This is a genomic window from Streptomyces canus, from assembly GCF_030815415.1.
GTDB lineage: Bacteria > Actinomycetota > Actinomycetes > Streptomycetales > Streptomycetaceae > Streptomyces > Streptomyces canus_F.
Genome location: NZ_JAUSWW010000001.1, coordinates 9,653,000 through 9,675,893 on the forward strand (window position 1 = coordinate 9,653,000; position 22,894 = coordinate 9,675,893).

The 22,894-nt window shown below is 68.1% G+C and carries 21 protein-coding genes and 2 pseudogenes; 16 read left to right on the top strand and 7 right to left on the bottom strand.

The annotated features are described in order from the left end of the window. The first annotated feature begins 5 nt into the window (after window positions 1-5). Window positions 6-161 carry an alpha/beta fold hydrolase gene (locus tag QF037_RS44990; protein ID WP_307035628.1) on the top strand — a complete coding sequence of 52 codons (156 nt, stop codon included), beginning with the start codon at window positions 6-8 and terminating at the stop codon, window positions 159-161. A 140-nt stretch (window positions 162-301) separates the two neighbouring features. Here the strand turns inward: QF037_RS44990 and QF037_RS44995 are convergent, their stop codons facing one another. Continuing rightward, window positions 302-778 (bottom strand): hypothetical protein, encoded by a 477-nt coding sequence (locus QF037_RS44995; RefSeq protein ID WP_307035630.1) that lies wholly within the window; start codon window positions 776-778, stop codon window positions 302-304. Window positions 779-887: 109 nt separating this feature from the next. Continuing rightward, complete coding sequence (locus QF037_RS45000) at window positions 888-1,619, bottom strand: hypothetical protein (protein ID WP_307035632.1); 732 nt, start codon at window positions 1,617-1,619, stop codon at window positions 888-890. Window positions 1,620-2,517: 898 nt separating this feature from the next. On the opposite strand from QF037_RS45000, the gene QF037_RS45005 reads away from it, so the two are divergent. The 3 genes from QF037_RS45005 to QF037_RS45015 all read left to right on the top strand — a co-directional run bounded on the left by QF037_RS45005 (window position 2,518) and on the right by QF037_RS45015 (window position 6,496). Beyond that, complete coding sequence (locus tag QF037_RS45005) at window positions 2,518-4,842, top strand: hypothetical protein (RefSeq protein ID WP_307035634.1); 2,325 nt, start codon at window positions 2,518-2,520, stop codon at window positions 4,840-4,842. A gap of 85 nt (window positions 4,843-4,927) precedes the next feature. Next, complete coding sequence (locus QF037_RS45010) at window positions 4,928-5,713, top strand: hypothetical protein (protein WP_307035636.1); 786 nt, start codon at window positions 4,928-4,930, stop codon at window positions 5,711-5,713. Between the two features lie 102 nt (window positions 5,714-5,815). After that, entirely contained in the window at window positions 5,816-6,496 is a 681-nt protein-coding gene (locus tag QF037_RS45015; RefSeq protein ID WP_307035638.1) for a hypothetical protein, read from the top strand. Between the two features lie 18 nt (window positions 6,497-6,514). Here the strand turns inward: QF037_RS45015 and QF037_RS45020 are convergent, their stop codons facing one another. Further along, window positions 6,515-6,991: a MarR family winged helix-turn-helix transcriptional regulator gene (locus QF037_RS45020; RefSeq protein ID WP_307035641.1), complete on the bottom strand. Its 477-nt coding sequence runs from the start codon at window positions 6,989-6,991 to the stop codon at window positions 6,515-6,517. 62 nt (window positions 6,992-7,053) lie between these two features. On the opposite strand from QF037_RS45020, the gene QF037_RS45025 reads away from it, so the two are divergent. Next, window positions 7,054-7,422, top strand: coding sequence for a VOC family protein (locus QF037_RS45025; protein ID WP_307035643.1), 369 nt, complete (start codon window positions 7,054-7,056; stop codon window positions 7,420-7,422). Between the two features lie 62 nt (window positions 7,423-7,484). On the opposite strand, the gene QF037_RS45030 is transcribed toward QF037_RS45025, so the two are convergent. Beyond that, window positions 7,485-9,371, bottom strand: coding sequence for an ABC transporter ATP-binding protein (locus QF037_RS45030; RefSeq protein WP_307035645.1), 1,887 nt, complete (start codon window positions 9,369-9,371; stop codon window positions 7,485-7,487). A gap of 269 nt (window positions 9,372-9,640) precedes the next feature. Between QF037_RS45030 and QF037_RS45035 the strand changes: the two genes are divergently transcribed. From QF037_RS45035 to QF037_RS45050, 4 genes are all read left to right on the top strand, one after another. Further along, the gene (locus tag QF037_RS45035) at window positions 9,641-10,510 is read left to right on the top strand and encodes a calcium-binding protein (RefSeq protein WP_307035647.1); all 870 of its coding nucleotides are present in this window, start codon (window positions 9,641-9,643) and stop codon (window positions 10,508-10,510) included. Between the two features lie 79 nt (window positions 10,511-10,589). Next, window positions 10,590-11,246 (top strand): 3'-5' exonuclease, encoded by a 657-nt coding sequence (locus QF037_RS45040; RefSeq protein ID WP_307035649.1) that lies wholly within the window; start codon window positions 10,590-10,592, stop codon window positions 11,244-11,246. Next, entirely contained in the window at window positions 11,239-12,747 is a 1,509-nt protein-coding gene (locus tag QF037_RS45045; protein ID WP_307035651.1) for a DUF4246 domain-containing protein, read from the top strand. Before QF037_RS45040 ends, QF037_RS45045 begins: the two co-directional genes overlap by 8 nt. A 274-nt stretch (window positions 12,748-13,021) precedes the next feature. Continuing rightward, on the top strand, window positions 13,022-13,447 hold the full coding sequence (locus QF037_RS45050; protein WP_307035654.1) for a DUF6003 family protein: 426 nt from the start codon (window positions 13,022-13,024) through the stop codon (window positions 13,445-13,447). A 380-nt stretch (window positions 13,448-13,827) separates the two neighbouring features. Here QF037_RS45050 and QF037_RS45055 read toward each other — a convergent pair whose 3' ends face one another. From QF037_RS45055 to QF037_RS45065, 3 genes and pseudogenes are all read right to left on the bottom strand, one after another. Beyond that, window positions 13,828-14,157 carry a tannase/feruloyl esterase family alpha/beta hydrolase gene (locus QF037_RS45055; RefSeq protein ID WP_373463988.1) on the bottom strand — a complete coding sequence of 110 codons (330 nt, stop codon included), beginning with the start codon at window positions 14,155-14,157 and terminating at the stop codon, window positions 13,828-13,830. A 33-nt stretch (window positions 14,158-14,190) separates the two neighbouring features. Then, window positions 14,191-15,177, bottom strand: a complete 987-nt coding sequence (locus QF037_RS45060; protein ID WP_307035656.1) for an ornithine cyclodeaminase family protein — start codon at window positions 15,175-15,177, stop codon at window positions 14,191-14,193. A gap of 414 nt (window positions 15,178-15,591) precedes the next feature. Next, window positions 15,592-16,026, bottom strand: a pseudogene (locus tag QF037_RS45065) (DinB family protein); the annotation flags it as partial. 221 nt (window positions 16,027-16,247) lie between these two features. Between QF037_RS45065 and QF037_RS45070 the strand changes: the two are divergent. The 7 genes and pseudogenes from QF037_RS45070 to QF037_RS45095 all read left to right on the top strand — a co-directional run bounded on the left by QF037_RS45070 (window position 16,248) and on the right by QF037_RS45095 (window position 22,794). Continuing rightward, complete coding sequence (locus tag QF037_RS45070; RefSeq protein ID WP_307035658.1) at window positions 16,248-16,466, top strand: hypothetical protein; 219 nt, start codon at window positions 16,248-16,250, stop codon at window positions 16,464-16,466. 39 nt (window positions 16,467-16,505) lie between these two features. After that, a pseudogene (locus QF037_RS51530) lies at window positions 16,506-16,717 on the top strand (hypothetical protein); the annotation flags it as partial. A gap of 238 nt (window positions 16,718-16,955) precedes the next feature. After that, window positions 16,956-17,534, top strand: coding sequence for a GNAT family N-acetyltransferase (locus QF037_RS45075; protein ID WP_307037707.1), 579 nt, complete (start codon window positions 16,956-16,958; stop codon window positions 17,532-17,534). Window positions 17,535-18,106: 572 nt separating this feature from the next. Continuing rightward, entirely contained in the window at window positions 18,107-18,682 is a 576-nt protein-coding gene (locus QF037_RS45080) for a snapalysin family zinc-dependent metalloprotease (protein WP_307035660.1), read from the top strand. Between the two features lie 197 nt (window positions 18,683-18,879). After that, window positions 18,880-19,254 carry an SH3 domain-containing protein gene (locus QF037_RS45085; RefSeq protein ID WP_307035661.1) on the top strand — a complete coding sequence of 125 codons (375 nt, stop codon included), beginning with the start codon at window positions 18,880-18,882 and terminating at the stop codon, window positions 19,252-19,254. A gap of 232 nt (window positions 19,255-19,486) precedes the next feature. Then, window positions 19,487-20,998: an MFS transporter gene (locus QF037_RS45090; protein ID WP_307035663.1), complete on the top strand. Its 1,512-nt coding sequence runs from the start codon at window positions 19,487-19,489 to the stop codon at window positions 20,996-20,998. 485 nt (window positions 20,999-21,483) lie between these two features. After that, a complete protein-coding gene (locus tag QF037_RS45095) occupies window positions 21,484-22,794 on the top strand; it encodes a glycoside hydrolase family 30 beta sandwich domain-containing protein (protein ID WP_307035665.1) in 1,311 nt (436 codons plus the stop codon). The last annotated feature ends 100 nt before the right edge of the window (window positions 22,795-22,894 follow it).

Here is a 22,894-nt window from a genome sequence, read left to right on the forward strand (position 1 = left end):
TGACCGTGTGGACCTCGTCCGAGGCCGCCGACTGGGAGAAAACCACGCTGCACGTGAACGGCTCCCGGGTCGAGCACTGGCCAGGCGTCGGACACTACCTGCACGAGGAACAGCCTCAGCGCACCGAGCAGCTCATCCGGAAGTGGGCGGACACGATGTGACGGGGGAAGGTGGATGTGAGCGGGCCATCAACTGCTGCACGCAGTGCGATGGCCCACCCGTTCACTTGTGCACGTGGCGGGACGGCCTCGCAGTCGCGCGCCAGTGCCCTTCCGGTGCAGGATGCCGGAAGCGAGCTCGGTCAGGTGAGCCAGCTGTCCGTGGCGCACGCGGTGTTTTGCACCCACCGGTGGGAGGAGATGTGGTTGGGCACGCTGCCGCTGGTGTACCTGTTGTCGGTCACGTCGTCTGCATACAGCTCGTACGGTGAGAGGCACACGTATCCGTGCTCGGAGGCGTAGTTGAGCGCCAGGTAGAAGGCGACGACGTCGTTGCCGCCGATCGTGCCGTTGTTCGCGACGGACTTGGGCTCGCTCCAGTCGTTGCCCTGGAAGGGCCCCGAACTGTCGCTCCAGTCGGGGTCGTTGCCGGGGGTGACGCCCAGGAGCGTGCCCGTGCAGTCGAACCCGTTCCACGCGCGGACGTTGCCGTCGCGGCCGTGGCTGCTCCACTCGGCGTCGCAGTACTGGCCCTGTTCGGCCGCGTGGGCGGATGTGGGGACGGCGAGGCCGAGGGCCATCAGGCCCGTGGCCGCGATGGCCGTGGTCAGCTTGCGCATGTGTACTCCTGTTGTCTGTCTCGTGGGAGGTGTGCTGATCCACGGCGGTGACCATGGACGTGGTGTCGCGACCGTGCGCCGTTGTCACGGGAGGTCCTGAACGGAGCTCTCACGTGCGCGGTTCGACGACCTTCTTGGCGCGGGCGAGCGCCTGGAGCTGGAGGCGCGCGTAGGTGTCGAGGTCGCTGCCGTAGCGGTCGCGAAGCTTGTTGACGTAATGGGTCTCGCGTTCGTTTCCGATGGACCGGAGTGAGGTGTTCTTCGCACACGTCGCATCGGCGACGGCGAGCTTGCGCTCTGCCTCGAATGCCTCGCCGGGGCCCGCCTTCAGGCCGTGCTCGATGGCTGCCTGACGGGCCTCTTGCGGAGTGCGGTACGTGTGGCCCGAACGTGCCATGCACTGGGACCAGGAAGCCAGCGCCGCAGCGAAGCGCTTGTCGGCCATCACCTGGGGGACGTAGAGGGGTTGCAGACCCATCGCCGTCTTCTCCGCACGGAACCAGGCCACCCGGTCCCCGTAGAGGTGCTTCTCCGCCTCCGCCACGCAGCCGCCCACTCGCTTGCGGACTGTCCCGCCGGTGGGCACCTCGGCCGTGATGACGGGGGCGTCGATGCCTTCGTCCAGGGCCCTGTCGTAGGCCGCACGCCGCTCGTCGGAGAGGCCGGCGCGGTAGGCGACGTTCCTGTTGGTCAGCCGGGCGCGTTCGTGCTTGGCGTCGATACGGCTGCCGTAGCCGTGCTTGTCCGCCCAGGCGACATCGTCCGTGACCCAGCCGAGCGTGCGGCTTTCCTCGAGGCTCAGCCGCTCCGCCTCCCAGAAGTCGAAGCCCTTGCGCGTCATGCAGCGTTTGATCAACCGCTGTTGGGCATCAGCGATACGCAGCCGCTCGGCGTCGGTCAGCTCGCGCAGTCGCGTGCTTGTGCCCGAGGTTCCCCGATCCGTCCCGGAGGGTTTGTCATCCTGCTTCTGCGGGCCACATCCCGCCGTGACAACACCCAGAGCCACCGTCACGACGAGCGCGGCAGCGCCCATGCGCTTCATCAACAACCACTTCCCCCGATGCGGGCGCGTCGTCCCGGCCCGCGGTTGACCTGCGGACCGAGAGCAACGTATGCGACAGTGCGGCGCCTGCCGTCCTGACATCTGTCAGGACCACCAGGGCGCGAAGGCCGGGGCAAAACGAGCAACTCGGCGATGTCAGCGAACTCCGTGGGGAAGGAGGCCGGTACGCCCCGGGGGCGGCCGGAATCAGCCAGCTGGGCTTGTCTGCAGGGGCGGGCATCCGCCGGCGCTGTACGGTCATCCACTACTCGGGAGCGGGGGCGGAACCCCGGTGATGGGTGCCTTCGCCTGGGGTGACGCAAGACGTTCCGGATCCGGCAGGCCATGCGGGAGCCGACGGCACGGGGGTGGACTCGGAAACCCTGGCGAGGCACGCGGAGCGATCAAAACCCAAAGGGGTGGCACCGCGCGCTGGCCAGCGATCCGCGACTGATCGGCCTCTGATCCGCAACCGTCATCGGATGGCCTTGGGCTCTCGAGCACCAACTGCCCCACGGCACGACCCGTCTGTCCTGTCATGTACTGGACCTGCCTGGTGCCCTCTTGTTGTGTGGACCGTGCCGCTTCACCACGCAAGGGGCTGAAGACCGCAAAAGGGGGAACTGGCATGATCCGTAAGAGAAGTGACGCACGATTAGAAGCACCACCACGAAGCAGAAGACGCCGCGGACGAGGTATGGCCGTAACCGCGCTCAGCTCCATCGCGCTCGCGCTCCCACAGTCCGTACCGGCACCCGCGCAGGCCGCACCGGCCGCGCAGAAGCCCGGCGTCAGCTGTGCCATCCCGCAGGAATGGTCGAGCTGCGTGCACATCACCACCAAGCTGGACCGGGCGCCCGCCGTGGGCGAGAGTGCCAGGCTGACCATCGAGGTCGCCTCCCGCATCGACGTCTCCGACGCACTTGTGCGGGCCGATCTGCCCGGCGCGCTGGAATGGCAGTCCGCCCCCGCCGGCTGGAAGACGGAGGAGCTCGGTCCGCTGCTGCCCGAGGACGGCACCGGAGTGCGGCGCGCCTCGCGCACCGTCGACCTCCACAAGGGCCAGACCCTGCGGTACGCCGCGACCGTACGCGGCACGAGCGCCGCCTCCACCTCGGTGCGCGCGCAGGTGGACGGCCCCTCGGACCAGCCTCTCGACCTCGACACGCACATGCAGTTGCTGTCCGTCGGCGCGAGCCGCGCCGACTCCTACCTGGGGCTCCACCAGCGCCGCAACTCGACGGCCCTGGCCCCCATCCCTCACGACACCGAACTCGTACCCTCCGCGCCGAACGTGAAATACCGGCCGGTCTCGACGGACGGTCTGCCCAAGCCGCACAGCGACGACCCGCCGACCGCCGACCCGTCCGTGCAGGCCCTCTCCTGTGCGACCGGCACGGTCGGCTACGCGGACCAGGACGGCGTCGCGCACCCCTCACGCAACATCCAGGTACAGGCGTGGGACGACGACACGATCGGGGACGACCTGCTCGACGTGGCGCTCACCGACGGCAACGGCGGCTTCCGGCTGTGCTTCGAGAACGGCAACGACCCGGGCGGCCAGGACCTGTACCTGCGGGTGGTCGCCGAGAACGGCCTGGCGCGCGTGGTCGACGAGTGGTTCCTCGGCCGCGACCTGTACTTCTTCCAGTCGGGACAGCGCGACGACATCGCTGACGGCCGCACCGTGGACTTCGGCCGAGTGGCCCCCGGCGACCAGGCACTCAACCGCGTCCTGCACGCCTTCGCGCAGGCCGACGACGCTCAGGCGTGGACGCCCGGAGAGTGCTGGGACGCCCGCGACACAGGCGATTGCCGCCGCATGGAGATCGTGTACCCGGACGACGACAGCAACGACAACAGCCGTTACACGCGCGACGACGACACCGTACGGCTGGAGCCGGCCACGCCCGACGACCGTACGGACGCCGTGCACGAGTACGGCCACGCCGTCATGGACGACATCTACGACGACGACTTCTGGCCGAACACCGAGAACTGCAGTCCGCACCAGATGAACCAGAGCAGCTCTGTCGGCTGCGCCTGGAGCGAGGGCTTCGCGAACTTCTACCCCATGGCCATCTACAACGAGCCGCTGTACCGCGGTTGGAACGTGGAGAACACCACGGACTACCAGCCGGGTGACGCCACCGAGGGCCGGGTCACCGGCTCCCTGTGGGACCTGATCGACCCGCCGGGCGAGGCCTACTGGGACGACCACCAGGAGAACGCCACGGGCGCGATCTGGGACACCCTGCTCGACCGACGCTCGGGCACGTTCCGCGAATTCTGGACCCACCGCGGTCAGGAGGGCCACGACGTCGGCCCGGGCCCGCTCGGCGCACTGTTCCAGAACGGGATCGACTACGGATTCCGCAATCCGCTCGCGGACGGCACGGCGCTGACCCGTCCCACCCCCGAGCAGCAGCAGAACTACCGCTACGACACCTCGACCGTGTTCTGGTCGGTCACGGCGATCCGTCCGCCCGCGAACGTCGACTACGACCTCTACATGTACGACGACTTCGACCTCCAGCAGCTGCTCGGGCTGAGCCTGGGCACGGGGGACACGATCGACTTCGTCGCGGTGGACTCGGCGGTCCATGGCATGGGTGACTACTATCCGGCGGTCAGACGGCCCGGTCTGGAGCCCGGGGGCGGCGAGTACCGCATCGAACTGTCCAACCCCAGCCGGTTGCTGGTCAGTCCCGCCACCCAGACGATGAACGGTAACGACGACATCGTCTCCGTCTGGGACTTCTGCCCGGGCACACCGGGCGGCGACGTCACCCTCACGGCGACCCCGTCCGATCCGTCGCAGGACGCCGAACTGTTCCTCATGGACTCCGACCCGGCCGACCCCGCCAGTGGCGTAGTGGGGCGTTCCGGTGCGGCGGCGTCGTCCACCAGCGGCGGTCCGGGACAACCCGAGTCGCTCACCTTCACCCCGCAGGGCAACTGCTACGGCGTCGTCCTGGTCAACCGTGCCGGCTCCGGCACCTACACCCTCACCCGGTCCTGACGTCCGGTCATGACCGGTTTCCCGCCGGGGCGGCGGTGTCCGGCCCCGGCGGGAACCCGCACCCGCCAAGACTCGTCGGAGCTGTATGCGTGCCCCCGCCGTGACCGCTGCCGTGACCGCCGTACTGCTCGCCGGGACATCCGTGGCGTGCGGTGGGCAGTCGTCATCGCGAGAGGGCGCTCCGCCCGTGGCGTCGGCGCCACCGGACCTGCTCGTACTGCGGACCCAGGAATCCCACAGCGGGCCCGCGCCCTGGGAGCTGGGCCGGCTGCCGGGCTTCTCGCTCTATGGCGGAGGCCGGGTCATCGTCCCCGGAGAGCCGGCCGGAGCACTCCAGACGGCCCGCGAATTCCCGCTCTCGGGCCCGCAGTACGAGCGGATCATGACGGATGCCCGGGCAGCGGGCCTCGGCCGGGCCCGTACCTACGAGGACTCCCGCAGCACCGACGCCTCGCTGTTGCGAGTGACGCTGCGGACGACGGGGGGTGTGCGGACCACTCGGATCGCCGCTCCGGAGGCGGGCGGGACGGGCTCGCGGGGGGAGCTCCTGGAGTACGTCGAGCGCCTTCCGGACGCTCCCCGCGGGGCACGCGAGTTCCGCCCGACAGCCCTGGCGGTGCTGGCCACCAGCGGAGTGAGCGCGGGATCGGCCTCCGCCACGCCGTGGCCCCTGCGCCCGCTCTCCGAGGGCACGTGGACCCGTGAGGGCAGGTGCACCGTCCTGACCGGCCAGGCACTGACACAGGCTCAGCACCTCGCCCGAGACGCACGCCAGGACAGCCGCTGGACCAGCGGTGGCAGCCTCTACGCGGTGTCCTTCCGGCCCCTGCTGCCCGACGAACACACCTGCCGGGACCTCGACGTCCGCTGACACCCCGACCGGCGACACCAAGGGGGCGGTACCCGAGACGGATCCGGGCAAGACCCACTCGGCGTCGCCGAGACTGTCAGATCCCTGATGTTGGATGGAGGCGTGACCATTCACCATGTTGCCCGGCGACTGCCCGAGATTTCCGAGCTGCGCGATCACTGCCGTTCGATGGCGATGCTGGAAGCGATACTCAGCCCGGAATGGGCCGACCGGCACTACTCCTTCGACGCGCACTGGTCCGCCGGAGAGGAGATGGCCTCGATGCGCAACGGATCGGGCGACGAGTTCTCCATCGTCTTCTCGGACGCCGGCGCCTACATCCGTGGGTTCGCGCACGAGTCGCCCATGAGTCCCTACGCCAATGACGGGCCGTGGCCAGGCGTCCTGGACGACGTCCCGGACGTCTTCCGTTCCTGCGTCGAAGAGCCCGCGTTCGCGGACGAGGACGGAATGCCGGCCGTGACCGCATGCGCGTGGCGAGAACGGGGCGATGGCGCCTGGAAGGCGGGCACGATCGAGTTCCCTGACGACGGTGCCGGCGATCCGGATGGCTCCGCGTACCTGTTCCGGCTCCTCGCCGACCGGGCTCCGGAGGCATTCCAGCGTTTCGCCGAGGACTACTACGAAATCCCGGTGCCCCTCGCGGCCATTCAGCACGTGTTCGCACGGCGTCCTGTGACGAGCGAGGTGGTCGCGGCCTTGAATCCGGAAGTGGCGTTGGACGCCCTGGCAAAGGACACGGCCGAGATCGGCTATCCGACAGGCGACCGCGCCGACACCTGATGCCGGAAGAGCAACTGCCTACGGCTGCGTGGGGCGCCGAACAATCTCGTTGTCCCCGCGCAGAGAATGGATCATGCTCTGCAGGATCCGGAAGGCCTCTGACTGTTCGGTCTCGGTCAAGCCGGCCTGCATTCTGGCCTCGACGGACCGGACGGCCGCGCTCGCCTTTTCGAGGCTTCGGCGGCCGCGAGGCGTGAGCCGCGTGGGAAGCACCTTCCCGACGGCCGCCTCCGCGGGTCTGGTCACGTAGCCGTCTCGTTCCAGGGACTGGAGCAGCACGTTCATCGTTTGCCGTGTCACGAACGCGCCCCGCGCGAGCTCGGAGTTCGACAAGCCCGGTCGTTGCGCCAGCAGTTCGAGGCAGGAGTAGTGCGTCACGCTCATCCCGAGCGGCCGCAGCACTTCCTCCATGGCCGCACGGAGGGCGCTCGAGGCTTCTTTGAGCAGGTAGCCCAGTGACGTCTCCAGGTCGACGCCGACACCTTCTTGACTCATGTCAGCATTCTGACATACCTTTTTTCGTGTCAGAAAACTGACACGAAAAAAGGAGCGTCATCATGCCCGCCACCGGACCCGACTTCATTTCGCTCCAAGTGCGCGACCTCGACGCTTCGCAGGCGTTCTACGAGCAGTACCTGGGCCTCGTCCGCTCCCTGGCCGGACCTCCGCACGCCGTCGTGTTCGAGACGAAGCCGATCGCGTTCGCCCTGCGCGACGTCCTTCCCGGCACCGACCTCGCATCCGTCGCGCAGCCCGGCATCGGTGCCGCGATCTGGCTCCACGCCACCGATGTCCAGGCCATCCACGACGCACTCGCCGCCGACGGCCACACCATCGTCTCCGCACCGATCGACGGCCCCTTCGGCCGGACCTTCACCTTCGCCGACCCCGACGGCTACCAGGTGACACTCCACGACCGCGCCTGATCGACCAAGCACCGCAGGACGATCATCAGCGGTTGCGCCCTGGACTCGTGCGCGACGCCCGGTCAGGCGGTCTTGGTCCCCGCGGGTGACGGAAGTGTAGGGCCGGCGTGGGGCGCTGGGTCGGTCGCCTGGTCCGGGCAGGTGGAGTTCTGTTGGTCGTTCTCGCCGAGGAAGCCGCCCGACTGGTGTTGCCAGAGCCTGGCGTAGGCGCCCTGTGCCGTGAGCAGTTCTTCGTGGGAGCCCTGTTCGATCACCTTCCCGTGGTCCAGGACGACGAGACGGTCCATGCCCGCGACGGTGCTCAGCCGGTGGGCGACCACGAGCGCCGTGCGCCCCTTCATCAGCCGCCACAACGCGTCCTGCACGAGGATCTCGCTCTCCGAGTCCAGGGCGCTGGTCGCTTCGTCGAGCAGGAGGACCGGCGCGTCCCGCAGGATGGCGCGGGCCAGGGCGACGCGCTGGCGCTGGCCGCCTGAGAGCTTGACGCCTCGCTCGCCCACCAGCGTCCGGAAGCCGTCGGGGAGCTGCTCGGCGAATTCCGTGACGTGCGCCGCCTCGGCTGCCGCGAGGATCTCCTCGTCCGACGCGCCGGGCCGGGCGAAGGCGATGTTGTCCCGCAGCGTGCGGTGGAACATGGCGGGTTCCTGCGGGACGTAGGCGATCAGCGACCGCAGATCACTCTGGCGCAGACGGCTGATGTCCTGGCCGCCGATCAGGATGCGTCCGCCGTTGACGTCCGACATCCGCAGCAGGAGGCGCGTCAGGGTGGTCTTGCCGCCGCCGGACCGGCCGACCAGCCCGATCCGTGCACCCGCCGCCACGTCCAGGTCGAGCCCTTCGAAGATTGGTGCCGCGCCCGCGTGGGCGAACGTGACCTTGTCGAAGCGGACACCGGAGTCTCGTGGCGCGAGCGGCTCCGGCGTCGGCGGGTCGAGCACGGTGGGCGGATCCAGCAGGAGCTCCGTGAACTGCGCCGCCTCGGTCATCGAGCTTTCCAGGCGCCGGTAGATCTGATTGAACTCGAACATGATCTCGGTCGCCTGGGAGTAGTAGGTGAAGGCGACAACAACCCCCTCCACCCCCAGCCCCGGACCGCCGAAGGCGATCGCCACCACCAGCCCCAGCACATTGGTGGCGACGGACAGCGGCGCGATCACGGTGTCGACACGCAGGTTGCCGTAGTCCCACGACCTCAGCGTCAGCCGTCGGGACTCCGCGACCCGGCTGCGGTGCTCGGCGCCCTCGCGCCGTTCGGCCGCGAACGCCCGGATGGTCTCCATGTTCATGAGGCTGTCGGCGACATGGCCGGAGACGCGGGCGATCGCCGCCTCCCGTTCGTTGACCAGCCGTTGCCGACGACGGATCAGCGGGGTCGCGGCCACCAGGGTCAGCGCCATCATCACGAGCAGGCCGACGACCAGCATCGGCGAGTAGGTCCACAGCACGGCGGCGCCGAACAGCAACGGCACGAGACTGCCGACGATCCGGTACGTCATCGTGTCGATGAAGTCCTCGAATCGCTTGCCGTAGCTCAGGACCCGCTTGGTGAGGGAGCCGGCGAAGTTGTCGTGGAAGAACGCCGCGTCCTTGGCCAGGAGTTCGTCCATGCCGTCGACGTACAGGTGCTCCATGCCGAGCGCCGCCACCCGGTTCAGACAGTGCTGCCCGACCCGCCACACGGCCTCGGAGAGCAGTAGTGTCACCCCGAAGCCCAGCACGTACGGCGACGCGGAGTCGAGGGTGAGGCCACCGTCCGTGGCGGCCTGCCCCGCCAGCTTGGCGATCAGCAAGGGGGCGATGTAGCGGATGCCGATGTTGCCCAGGGCCGGAAGCAGCAGTGCGGGCAGCGCCAGCCACCGTAAGCGCAGGAGTTCACGGTTGTAGTGGCGCAGCGCCAGCAGGACCGCACTCCTGCCTGGAGCGGAGCCGTACGTGTCAGAGGTGCCCATCACACTCCCGGGGGTGAGGAAGCGGGCAGTGTCCCGTCGAACAAGGTTCTCAGTCCATGCATTTACGGCGGAGCGGTGATAACCGGACACTCTGCCGCCGGGTTCGGCTGCACCAGTCCGCTCTGCCGTACGGGTTCCCGATCCAGGGCAACGATCGGGCCGGTTCGGTGGTCGTAGAAGGCGACATGCACCAACCTGCTGTGCCCTGCTGCCAACTGCCCTCGTTCGGTGAGCGGTTGGGTGCGTGGCGCCTTGGCCGTGGAGGATTCATGAGCCGTTACGTCCCACCGATGAGCGAGAGACAACTCGGCGCGCGCGAGGTCTCCTCGCCCGCCCGAGCCACACGCGCCTCGTGGCGCAAGCCCGTCCGGAGCGCGGCACGGCGAGGAACCGTGGTGGGAGCCGTCGCCGTAGTGGTGGTGGGGGCGGGCGCTTGGGCTGATGCCGCGCCCGATACCTCGCGCAGTGAGCCGGTGGTCAGTGGTGCCGTCATCAACTCGGGGCATGACGTCATCGTGGGGATCACCCGCAACGTGGTCTTCCCGGTCACGGTCACCGGATCGGACGACTCCGGGCTCTCCTTTGTCGATGTGGACCTGAAAGGACCTCACGGCGGCTTCTACACCACCGACGCGTTCTGCGAGACCGCCACGGACTGCACGGCGGTGTTCACCGTCAACGCCCACCTGGCTCCCGGCAGCGACGACCCGGTGGACCTGGCCAACGCCAACGCGGGTACCTGGTCGGTGGACTCCTTGGTCGACGCCAGCGACGGCGATTCCGTCTATTCCCCCGGCGTAGCGTCGTTCGCCCTCAAGCGTGCTGCGCAGCTGACGGTCAACGCGGCACCGGAACCGGTCGCCAAGAGCGCGCAGATCACCGTCACCGGCAAGCTGGTGCGGGCCAATTGGGACACCTACCGGTATGCGGGATATGCGGGCCGAGCGGTGAAACTGCAGTTCCGCCCCAAGGGCAGCAGCACCTACACCACGGTGGCCACGGTGAACACCAGCAGTACGGGCAACCTGCGCACCACCGTCAAAGCGGTCAAGGACGGCTACTGGCGGTGGAACTTCACCGGCTCGGCCACCACCGGGCCCGCCAAGGCAGCCGGCGACTTCGTCGACGTACGGTCCTGAACGGGCGAGCGTCAGCGACGGTGCGGACGGGTGGAAATCGAGGTGCCGGAACCGGCTGCGCATCCCTACTCTCGGCCCCATGCCCCATGAACCGTCGCTGCTGAACGTCATTGACGTGGAGGCCACCTGCTGGGACGGGCGGCCGCCGCCCGGCTCTGTGAACGAGATCATCGAGATCGGTCTCACCGTCGTGGACGTATCGGCACGGCGCCGCGTGTCCCGGCACCGCGTCGTGGTCCGCCCTGTCCGGTCGGCGGTGAGCAATTTCTGCACCGAACTGACCGGACTGACGCAAGCCGAGGTGGAACGGGGCGTCACCTTCGCCGAGGCATGCCGGATTCTCGTCGAGGAGTACGAAGCCGGAAAGCGGCCCTGGGCGAGCTGGGGCGAGTACGACCGTCGGCAATTCGCTCGGCAGAGTCAGGCCGACGGGGTGGCCTACCCGTTCGGCTATCCGACGGAGCGCACCCACACCAACGCCAAGGCGGTATTTGCCGCGGCGTACGGGCTGCGGAAGAAGCCGGGTATGGATCACGCTCTACAGATCGCCGGGCTGCCGCTCGAGGGGCGCCATCACCGAGGCGAGGACGACGCATGGAACATCGCGGCGCTCGTTCTCGATCTGCTGGACCGCGGGGCATGGCCAGTGACTGGTGGGGCATCTCCTCGTGTCAGTCCCCTCAAGTATCCTTCCGGCCACCACTCACTTACTGGGAAGACACAGAGACTTGACTGACCTGTCTGCTTTTCCGCTGCCTTTTCACGCTTCCCGGTCCATAGCGTTCGCGACACCCCGCACACTGCGGGAACTTCAGATGATGGAGTGCAGCTCACAGATTCGGGCGAAGCCGCGGTGGTTCGACAAGATGAACGACCCCGACATCGTCGCCCGATGGACGCGAGAGGCGATCGCCCAGGGGCTCACCGAAGCACAGGTGCAGTACGTGCTGGCCGAACTTCGGCATTACGCCGCGCTGCGAGACGCACGAACCGGCATCGAGGTGTCCGCCGTCGATGGAGTCTGGCAGTCGGACACACTTGTCGACGACAAGCTCAGATTGCGGCTGCGCGAGGCGGTGCAGGCTCTGGAGCAGGTCCCCGAGGCAGAACAGGACTGGCATCCCGGATCCGACGGCCTCGTACTGGATCTGGTTCACCCCTCACTGTTTTGTCTGGTGAGAGGGGTGAGCGGGGCACCCGAGCGGGCTTGGCGCAATCCGACGGACCGATACTCGAAGTACGAGTTCTCGGAGAGGTTCCAGTGGCCGCCGACGGACGTGGATGTCAGTGACGACGGCTCAGTCGCTTTCCGTTCGTATGTCAACAACGTGCATCCCGAGACGCATCGCGAACTGGCCTCCGTGCTACCCGACTTGTTCGCTCGCTTCCGCCCGCTCTGGGAGAACGTGCTGACCGACCTGCGGCATCCGCGACCGGTGCGGATCGAGGCCGATCCGTACGGATGGTACGACTCGGAGCCGGAATACCCGGACAAGTCCTCCTACAGCGATGACGAGGCGTACGCCGAAGCCCTCCAGGCGTGGGAAGAAGCCCACGATTCCTGGTGGGAAGACCGCCGTCCGGTCATCCCGGATGCCCCCGCGTTCACCCCGCCCGCGATGCCCGATGCGGCCGACCGAGTCGATCTGCGTGGTCGCTCTCTCCAGGTCATCGTCAAGATTGCCGCTATTCATCTGACCCCGGACAAACCTGAATACCCCGGCGGTTCCTGGCATGTCGAGGGGATGATGAACGAGCGGATCGTCTCGACCGGCATCTACTACTGGGACAGCGAGAACATCACCGAAAGTCATCTGAGTTTCCGGGCGGCACTCGACGACCCGAGCTACGAACAGAACGACGACAATGGTCTGCGCGAGGTCTACGGCCTGGAAGACGAAGACGCACTGAACCAGGTACTGGGATCGGCATCGACGTCGGCAGGACGCTGCCTTGCCTTCCCGAACGTCCTGCAACACCGCGTCGGTTCCTTCCGCCTCACGGACGCGACCCGCCCGGGTTATCGCAAGATTCTGGCGTTCTTCCTGGTCGATCCGTCAGAAAAGATCGTCTCGACATCCGATGTGCCACCGCAGCAACCCTGGTCCGACTCCTCGACCATGACACTTGAACAGGCCAATGAGTACCGCGACCAGCTCATGCAAGAACGCAAGTTCTTCGTCGACGAGCACAACGAACAGCTCTACGAACGAGAATTCTCGCTCTGCGAGCACTGAGCCTCTTCGAAACCCTGTTGGGCACGGCCGTGTTCAGGCAGCTCAGGATGTGTGACCGCACCTGTCTGCTCATGAGGCGAAGCCGAGGTTGTGCATAGGGGCAACGGCCTGGACCGTGTGGTGGAGGCCGTCGCCCAGCGTGCGCGTCCGCCGCGGTCGGTCTGGCCACCTGTGCGGGGGAGTAGTTGGCCATGCCCTGGGATCGAAGTGCCTTCCGGGGGTATTGGCATCACGTTCGTGTTCATGCTTCGTTGCGAAGGTGGGTGCCAAGGTCATGGCCGACGATGCTTTGTTGTTCGTTCTCCCCGAGCGCCATCCGCGTCTGGGCGCGGCTCTGACCGCTGTCGGCGACCTGGAGTGCACCGAGACCCCTGCGGTGCGGGGATGGCTCGATGCGCACGGGGTTCCCGCAACCTCCGAGTGCGTCAGGATCGTCCCGGCCGGAGCCGAGGTGCTCATCCCCGAGGACGCGGAGCGGCTGCCGGTGCCCCTGACGCAGGAGGAGACGCTACGGGTGGAGCACGCCTGCGCGCCGCAATCCGTGACGGACATGGAGGCCGAGCTGCTCAACTTCCGCGACACCACCCATGACTGGCAGTCCCTGGTCCACCGGGCGCTCACGTCCGGGATCCCCGCGTCGCGTATCGCCCAACTCACCGGCCTGGACCCGCAGGACATCGGCCAGGCTGTACAGGGCTGAGCTCTTGGGCTCTGGGTGTCCATTTCCCTTGGGTGCATCTCTCGCTGAGTGAGATCGTTCAGACACGTCAGGCGATAAGTGGCCTGGGAGGGGCGGAGATGGAGACTGTGTTTCCTGGCGCACGTGATAGCGCCAGCAGGCGGTGAAGTCACCGTTGCTGATGGTCGCGGGGAGTTGGAGGAGCTGCGCCGCTTCGATTCAGGCCACGGCCACCGCGTACCCGTACAGCTCGTTGCGGCCGGGCAGCGGCGGCAGCCACCGGACGTCGACGTGCGGTTCCAAGATCAGGCTGCCCGGTGGGACCGGCAGCTACCGGCGGGCGACTCTGGCAGGGCACCGAAAGATCAAAGCGGTCTGTTCCGTGTTCGTAGCTCAGTGCGTCACCGGTGGCCGGTGCAGCGGAAGTTGGCGGCGTCGTTCGTGCTGCCGCGTCCGTCGTAGCGGGCGACGGCCGGCCGTAGGCACAGCGGCCGCGTCATGGGCCCGTTCTGGGCGAGCAGCGTAGTGGGGGCCTTGCCCTGTTCGACCCACTTCACCAGTGTCGCCGGCGGGTCGGCCGGGGCGGCGCCGGACCCGCCCCGGCAGTGACCCACACCCGGGGCCATGAAGAGGCGGGCGAACTGTTCGGTCTTCGCCCTGCCGCCCATCTCGGCGATGACCCGCTGGTAGTGGCCGGGCGTTCCCTGGAAAGGGCTCAGGTTGTCGGCCAGGCCGTGCCAGAAGGGCTGTTGCCCATGTCGACGTCACGTCAGGGTGATGTCGACGCCGGCCGATTGTTTGTGGGCGGCGGTGACGACCAGTGCCGCGGCGACCGCGTCTTGGACCGCCACCCCCACTGATTTGTACAAGGTGATCTGGTCGGATGAGGTGCGGCCCGGTTTGACACCGGAGACGAGTTCGCCCAGCTCGGCGTGGATGTGCTCGGCTTTGATGACGCCATCTCGGATGGGCGCCAGCAGATCGTTGCTGCCCGCGGGGAAGGGTGCCAGCGCGGCCTGTCGCGATTCGACGCATACCAGCGCATCGGCGATGGTGGCGTCGTCGATTTCACGGCCGGCCGGGTTATAGCCGACCGAGGTGATGTGGACCCCGCCCGTCAGCCAGGGGCGGCGGATGACCGGTTCGAGGGCATGGGTGGTCGCTGCGACGATGTGGGCGCCATTGAGTGCCTCGGCGGGGGCCATCGCCCGTACGCTGGCGTCCAGTTCGGATGAGAGCTCCGCGGCGAGCGCGGTCGCTTTCGCCGGGTTGCGGCCGGCGATGCGGACTTCGCGGATGTGGCGGACGAGGCACATCGCGTGGGCGTGGGAACGGGCCTGTACTCCGGTACCTAGGACGGCCAGCACCGTTGCGTCCTCACGCGCCAGCAGCCGCGCCGACAGTGCCGAGCAGGCACCGGTCCGAGCCGCGGTGATAGCCGTACCGTCCAGCAGCGCGGTCGGCTCGCCGGTGGAAGGATCGAACACGACGATGACCGCTTGATGGGTGGGCAGCGGCGTCGCGGCGTTGCGCGGGAAGAGGGAGACCAGCTTGGTCATGAGGACACCGGCCGACGGCACGTATCCCGGCATCGCCGCAAGGAAGCCCTCTTGTTCGGGCACAAGCGCTGCGATCCGGTCCGGTGCCGAGGCGCGGCCCGCGCTGAGGTCCGCCATGGCCGGAGCCAAGGCGTCGATCAGTGCGCCCATGTCGATGAGGGCCTCGACCTGCGAACGTCCGAGCACAAGCATCCGGTGAAACCTCCCAAGAGTCCTCGCCCCAGGCGACGAACGGTCGGTCACAGCCTTGTCCCACGACCCTCTCGTCCCCGCCAGGACACGCCGCCTCCTTGAGTTTGTCCATCCCGATACACCTGGCCACGTCCGCCCACACGCCGACACCGTCCATGATGGACCCCGAGATTCAGGAACGGATCGCCGCGCGTACGTTGTGCGGAGCTGGACGGACTCGAAGAGTAGCTGGTCAAGCAGTTGGCGGAGGCGCGGGCCGGGACTACCTCGCCGATCTGCTGCGCGGCTATCTGAAGTCGATACGGTCCAGGTGGCGGGCACTGTCGGTCGGGAGGATCCGACCATCGTGCCAGCCGTGCTGCGGCACGATCAGCGCCTGGCCGACACTTCCGCCGGTATGCGGCGCGGTACGGCTCAGTCCTGCCAGCGGTAGAGGTCGCGCAGCAGGGAAATCTCGGCGCCGTGATGAATCAGCTCTCTGTTGACGTGCAGGACGATGCCCTCCATGGGAAACCGCTCGGGACCGACCGTGGACGGATTCTTCAGGTGAGCGTGCGAGAGCCCGTGGGCCCCCGCGTTCCATCTCCCATACATCTCATCGAGCTGTTTCAGCGCCTCGTCAGTGGTCCCCGCGTAGGCGAATGTCTGGGAGTCGACGTCCTGGCCACCGAAGTGCGATCCGACCCGATAGCCCAGGCTGGAGACGATGATGTGCGCCAGCCGCCAGGCAATCACCGGCACCGGCACCGGCACCGGATCGGGGGACGCGGAGTCCATCGTCCATTCCCCCGAACCTGCCGAGACTGGCGCGGCCGACGTGCCACGTGGGCGGATGCTCCAGCAGCCACGTCCGCGATCCGCTCGCTCCTTGTCAATTCCGCACACTACAGACAACGGAGATTCGGCTGTGCCCCTCGCGGACGCCGTCGCCGCGAGGGGCTTCGCACTGGTCTCACGTCCCAGCCCTCGCCGAACGACAGGGGAGCGGAGAACCCGCACCAGCCTGTGACGGCCACGCGAGTGGCGCACCACACCAGGCGTCTCGGTCGTTCGGCGTGCAGGGTGGCTTCATGGCTACCGATCACCCCGTCGTCGTCTATCCGCCCACCGCGGACGGAGGCCGACGCGTACGGATCGATGACCACTTTGTCGGTATCGCCTACGGCGTCCTCGACATCGCCGCGTTCGTTCAGGAGGCCGGGCTGCAGGACTGGGACGAGATGGACGTCGTCCGGTCCTCGCTGATCGAGTGGCGCAGCGGCGGGCCCGACGTCTGGACGCCTGTCTGACGACTACGTCGAGCGCCGCTGGGGTGGGACACTCGATCCATGCGGGCACGCGGGAAGTCTGCCGTGGCGCTCGTGTGGTGTGCGCGAGGCGGAGGGCTGACCGGTGCCGGAAGGGCAGCGGGGGAGTGGTTCCGGCTGCAGGCCGGGGCACGCTTTGAGTGCGGGGACGACCCCAGCTCGGCGATGCTCAAGTGGCCAGGCTTGAAAGCGAATTGGAGCGTGGACGGCCGGTGCATGGCTGGGCGGATCAAGATGAGCTGCCCGGCCGGGCAGTCGCGGCGCCAGTGACGGAGAGTGTGATCTCATCGACGTCAACTGTCCAACGCGACGCACCTGTTGAGCTGGACGAGGCTATTGGCAGGGGTCTGGATGGGGGTGCTGGTTGAGGGTATGCGCGATCTGCTGGTAGGCGGTGCCGGGGTCGTTAGGGTGGATCGTGCTCGGATATTCGGTGTCCTGCCCGCCCCGCGAGGCCACAAGATGGTGCGCATGACTTTGGTCACCCCCACACTGCACACCCCTCGCCTGCGATTGCGCCCCTTCACCGACGCTGACGCGGACCCCCTGTTCGCGCTGCACAGCAGCACCTACGTGATGCGGTATTGGGACTCCCCGCCGTGGACCGACCGGGCCCGCGCCGAGCGTTTCATCGCGATGTGTCGGACGATGGCGGACGAAGGCACCGGGGTGCGTCTGGCCATCGACCGGGCTTCTGACGGGGCCTTCGTCGGCTGGTGCGTTCTGGCCGAATGGAACCCGGACTACCGCAGCGCGTCGCTGGGCTACTGCCTCGCCGAGGCGATGTGGGGCCACGGCTACGCGACGGAGGCGGCACACGCCCTGCTGCAGTGGGCATTCGACACACTGGACCTGAATCGGATCCAGGCCGAGGCCGACACGCGGAACGTGGCATCTGCCCGGGTCCTGGAGAAGATCGGGTTCGTGTGTGAAGGGACGTTGCGGGAAGACTGCGTCGTGAACGGCGAGGTGTCCGACTCGTGGGTGTTCGGATTGATCAGGCGAGAGTGGCGGCCGTCGGCCGTGCCGACTTGCGTTCGGGTCGAGTGAGGAAGCTCGACCGCTGAGGCATCCGAGGCGGCTGCGGGTGACGTTCGTGGCCGGGTCGTCGGTGGGTATGCGGAGGAGTTCGTGCAGCTCGCTCACGGACTCGGAATGCCTGGTCGAGCAGAGCGGTGCCGGCGGGGTTGTCGTGGGCGGACGCGGCCAGCACGACGACGCCGATAATCGGCGCCATCACACGCGGTCTTCAAGACATCGGCTCTCGCGCGGACCGGGTCCCCGGTCGCTGACCGCGCCACCCGGTGCTGCTTCCAGGCGGAGATCGTCGGCTCGATCAACATCCCTTGGGTATCCGACGAGACGCTGAGGTGCGGCTACCTCTGCATGACCCACACCTCGAAATGGTTCTGACGGGTGACTGCCCAACTTCCCTTCCCGAGCGCGGTGATGACGGAAAATTGGCATGGCAGGTACATGACCTACAGGGCTCGTGGGGCATACCATCGCAAGGCCCCGGAGGGGCGGTCGACGATACGTCCGGCCCCACCGGACCATCGTGCCGCTCCTTCGCGTACCCGGCCCCGCCGGGGCCGGAATCCCCCCACGGACAAGGAGCAGAAATGCCCCTCGGCACATGGCTCAAGGCAGGCACTTCCGCCGCGGCGCTCACCCTCGCCATGGCGAGCGCCGCGACTGCGGCCCCTGCGGCTGAACACCCCACCGCACAGGCGGCCGTGGTGACCCTTCGCTACGACGACAGCCGCGCCGCAGGCTGGGAGGCCGCGATCGCGGCCGGAGTCGCCTCATGGAACGCGAACGTAAGCAACGTCAAACTGGTGGAAGCGGCATCCGGCACCGGGGCCGAAATCGTGATCGTCGCCACCACGGGCTGGCCGCAAGCCACCCTCGGCCCCGTTCGCCCGGGCCGTCAGGTCCGCGTCGAGCTCGGTAGCCAGGCTGTGAGCCAGGGCTACGACAAGACGCGGATCGCCGCCCACGAGCTGGGTCACAGCCTCGGCCTGCCGGACACCAAACCCGGCCCCTGCTCACAACTGATGTCGGGGTCGAGCGCCGGTACGGCATGCACCAACGCCGTACCCAACGCGACCGAGCGGTCCCGTGTGCAGTCCGCTTACGCAAGCGGCGTCGCCGCGCTCGTGCCCACCGATGGCCGGATCCTCATCGACGCACCCTGAGCACACGGCATCGAGGGACGGCGCCTCCCGGGGACCTCGACGAGGTCCCCGGGACGTCGTCCCACCACTTCCGAGGTATCCGAGTCGTCAGTTTCCCCTCTCGTCCCACCGCGATCCTGACAACTGTCAGGGTCCGCTCCGTCCCCGGGCTCCCTACAGTTCTGAGCGTCAGCCACGCCACTCAGGGGGGAACTCGCATGACCACTCACCTCTTCGTCAGGACCGCGCTCGTCGGCGCCGGGGCGCTCGCTCTGCTCAGCCCGCTCACCGCGGGGACCGCTGCCGCGTCCACCGCTGCCGAGCAGGGGGCCGCCCGCGTCATGGCCGCGCCGTACGCGGTCGTGCCGTACGAGACCGTCAACGTCCGCACGGGGCCGTCCACCGCCTTCCCCGCGGTGGGGACCGTGGCGGCGGGTGAGTCGCGCGGCGCCTACTGCTGGGAGCTGGGTGGATGGGTCAGCGACTACGGCTTCACCAACAGGGTCTGGGTGAAGCTTGCCGAGGGTTACGTCAGCGCTGTCTACCTCAAGGGCAACGAGTACGGCGATCTGCCCGCCTCGGCGAGTTGCTGACTGATCCGACCTTGATGGACGCCTACGTCTGAGGCGGTCCGTACTGCGATCGAGTCGGGGGCCTTGTCCGCCGGCGCCTGAGCCGGGCCGAGCGCGCTTCCTGGCGGTGGGCGCATCCTCAGCTCCACGGTCCGTCCTACACCGGCCGGTGGCCGGTCGGGTGTGGCCCGGGTCCTGGAAGGGAACCTGTCCAGCCTGATCGTGGCGCGGCGGAAGGAACCTTGTGGCGGCGGTGTCTGACTCGGCGGGGAACGGACCACGCGCGGGCGGGGCCGAGGACGGGTATGTTCCGGATCCCAACCGGTGGCATGCGCTGTGGGTCACCCTCGTCGCGGGGTTCATGAGCCTGCTCGACGTGACGATCGTGGCGGTGGCTCTGCCGACCGTCCAGCGTGAGCTGGGCGCCACCCCCGCCCAGGTGCAGTGGGTGGTCTCCGGGTACGCGCTCTCCTTCGCCCTGGCCCTGGTCACCGCCGGGCGGCTCGGCGACGCGCTCGACCGGCGGCGGATCTTCCTGCTGGCGCTGAGCGGGTTCACGCTTTTCAGCGCGGCGTGCGGCGCACCCCCGAACATCGCCTTGCTGGTGGCGGCCCGGCTCGCCCAGGGTCTGGCCGCCGGCTTCATGGCCCCGCAGAACTCCGCCCTCATCCAGCAGATGTTCCGCGGCGCCGAACGCGGCCGCGCCTTCGGCTTCTTCGGCGCCACCGTGGGGATCTCCTCCGCCGCCGGACCTCTCACCGGCGGCGCCATCCTCGCACTCACCGACGGGTCCGACGGCTGGCGGTGGATCTTCTTCGTCAACGTGCCGATCGGTGTGCTCGCTGTCCTGCTCGGTCTGCGCCTGCTACCACGCGTCGAGCGCTCCGGCCGTGGGTCGGTGGACGTTGCCGGTATCGCGCTGCTCGGCCTGGGCGTGCTGGCGGTCATGTATCCGCTGGTGCAGGCGGACTCCGGCGGTATCGGACGGTTGTGGTGGCTCTTCCCGGTGGGTGCGGTGCTGCTCGCGCTCTTCATCAGGCGTCAGTTCCGCCTGGTCGCTCGTGATGCCCAGCCCTTGCTGGATCCGCGCCTGTTCACCACCGTGCGGGGCTACGCGGTCGGCGCGGGCGTCGGCACGCTGTACTTCATCGGGTTCAGTGGGGTGTGGCTCGTCTTCGCGCTCTTCTACCAGGGTGGGCTCGACTTCACTCCGTTGAAGTCCGGCCTTGCGGTCACCCCCTTCGCTCTCGGCTCCGCCGCTGCCGCGGTGGTGGCGGGCCGACTCGTGGACCGTTTCGGTCGCCTGCTGACGGTGTGCGGGCTGAGCGCCGTCATCGTCGGTATGGGTGGCGCCGCGCTGCTGCTGTGGCTTGTGACAGACGATGTGGCGCCCTGGGTGGCCGCGCCGGCTTTGTTCGTCGCGGGCATCGGCGGGGGCTTCGTGGTCTCCCCGAACATCACCATGACCCTGCGGGACGTGCCCGTCCGCATGGCAGGGGCTGCGGGCGGCGCCTTGCAGACCGGGCAGCGTCTCGGGGCGGCTGTGGGTACCGCGGCTCTGCCCGGCATCTACTACCTCGTCCTGGGCGGCACCGATCACTACCGCACGGCATTGGTCACCGCGCTCGGCGTGGCCCTCGTCGGCATGGCCGCCTCGCTGGCGCTGGCCACCGCCGACTGGCTGCGCGACCGTGGCGGCGACGCTTCGCGCCGCCGCTGTCCGGACGAGGTCGCCAACAGCCCTGTCCACTCCCGGCAGGGCTGAACCGGTGGCCCGGTGTCCCGATCGCGGCACGGCATCCGCGAGTTCTGACAGTGGCCCGACACAGGGCCTCCGGACGGCGGGCGGCGCTCTCGTCCAGGCGCGTGCGCACCCGGGACAGTGCTGGTCAGACGGTCTTGCTCGGTGTGGGCGACGGCAGCGTGGGGCCATCGTCCGCTGTCGGGCGGGTCGCATGGTCCGGAGTCGGCGCGTCGAGGGGCTTGACCTCGGTGACGGGCATCGTTAACTTTCGTCAGGTCCGTCACTTGGACATCGTTCAGCATGTCGAACAACATGGGCGCCCCGGTGAGCTGCTGAGCGGGTATCGGGGCGGCAGCCAGTACTGCTTTTCCGTCAAAGCTTTCCGTCAAAAAGGCACGTGTGCAGCCATCTACGCGTATGGGAGCGCTCCCATATCGCCCGTACCGGGTGGAGGCCGACGACGGCCTCGAAGGTCCGGAGCGGAACCTGCGGCCTACGGAGGAGACATGGCACAGAGTCGGAAAGAGCGCGTGGACGGGGACCGGAGATCGCCGAGCCGGAGGGTCGTCCTGGCCACGATCGGGGTCCTGCCCGTCCTCCCCGCCACGGCGTCGGTCGCGCGAGCCTCTGATGCCGGGGCCGCGCTGGTCGCTGCCACGGCGGTCATCGATCCGTCGGCGACCCGGCAGACGATCCGTGGCTTCGGCGGTATGACCCACTCGGCCTGGATCGGCGACCTCACGGCGGCTCAGCGGGACATGGCATTCGGGACCGGCGACGGACAGCTGGGGTTCACTGTGCTGAGGATCCCCGTGCCCGAGGACCGGGCCGTGTGGAACCGCGATCTGGCGACAGCGCAGCGTGCGGTCGAACGAGGGGCCGCCGTCATCGCCTCACCGTGGAACCCGCCCGCCTCCATGGTCGAGACCTTCGTCCGCGGCAGCCAGACCGACGCCCGGCGTCTCCGGTACGACATGTACGGCGCCTACGCCCAGCACCTGAACGACTTCAACACCTATCTCCGGAACAACGGAGTCAATCTGTACGGCATATCGGTGCAGAACGAGCCCGATTACGCGCATGACTGGACGTGGTGGACCCCCGCCGAAATGGTCCGGTTCCTGCGCGAGAACGCCGGCTCCATCGGCACCAGGGTCATCGCACCGGAGTCCTTCCAGTACCTGAAGAACATGTCGGACCCGATCCTCAACGACCCGGCTGCGCTCGCCAACGTGGACGTCATAGGGGCCCACCTGTACGGCACGCCGTTCGCGAACTTCCCTTACCCCCTCTTCAAGCAGAAGGGTGCGGGCAAGGAACTCTGGATGACCGAGGTCTACTACCCCAACAGCAGTGATTCGGCGGACCTCTGGCCCCAGGCGCTCGACGTCGGGGAGCACATCCACCGGGCCATGGTGGACGCCGAGTTCCAGGCCTACATCTGGTGGTACATCCGGCGCAGCTACGGCCCCATGCGCGAGGACGGCAAGATCAGCAAGCGCGGCGCCTGCATGGCGCACTTCGCCAGGTTCGTCCGACCCGGGTATGTGCGGGTCTCGGCGACGGCGAATCCGGCGACGAACGTCTACGTCTCCGCGTACCGTGGCGGCGGATCCACGGTCGTCGTCGCCATCAACAAGGCATCCGCTGCGGTGAGCCAGCAGTTCACCCTGGTGAACACCTCCGGTTCCAGTGTCGCCTCGTGGCTGACCGACGCGAGCAGAAACGTCGCGTCTCAGGGCACGAGCGGCGTGTCGAACGGCTCCTTCACCGTCTCGCTGCCTGCTCGAAGCGTGATGACGTTCGTGATCCGCTGAACCAGACTCTGCGGGCCATGGCTGCCGGTGCGGCGGCTGTCGGGAGAGGTGGCGCGCACCCGGCTGACGGGTTTCACGTCGGGCCCCAGGCTGACGCCCT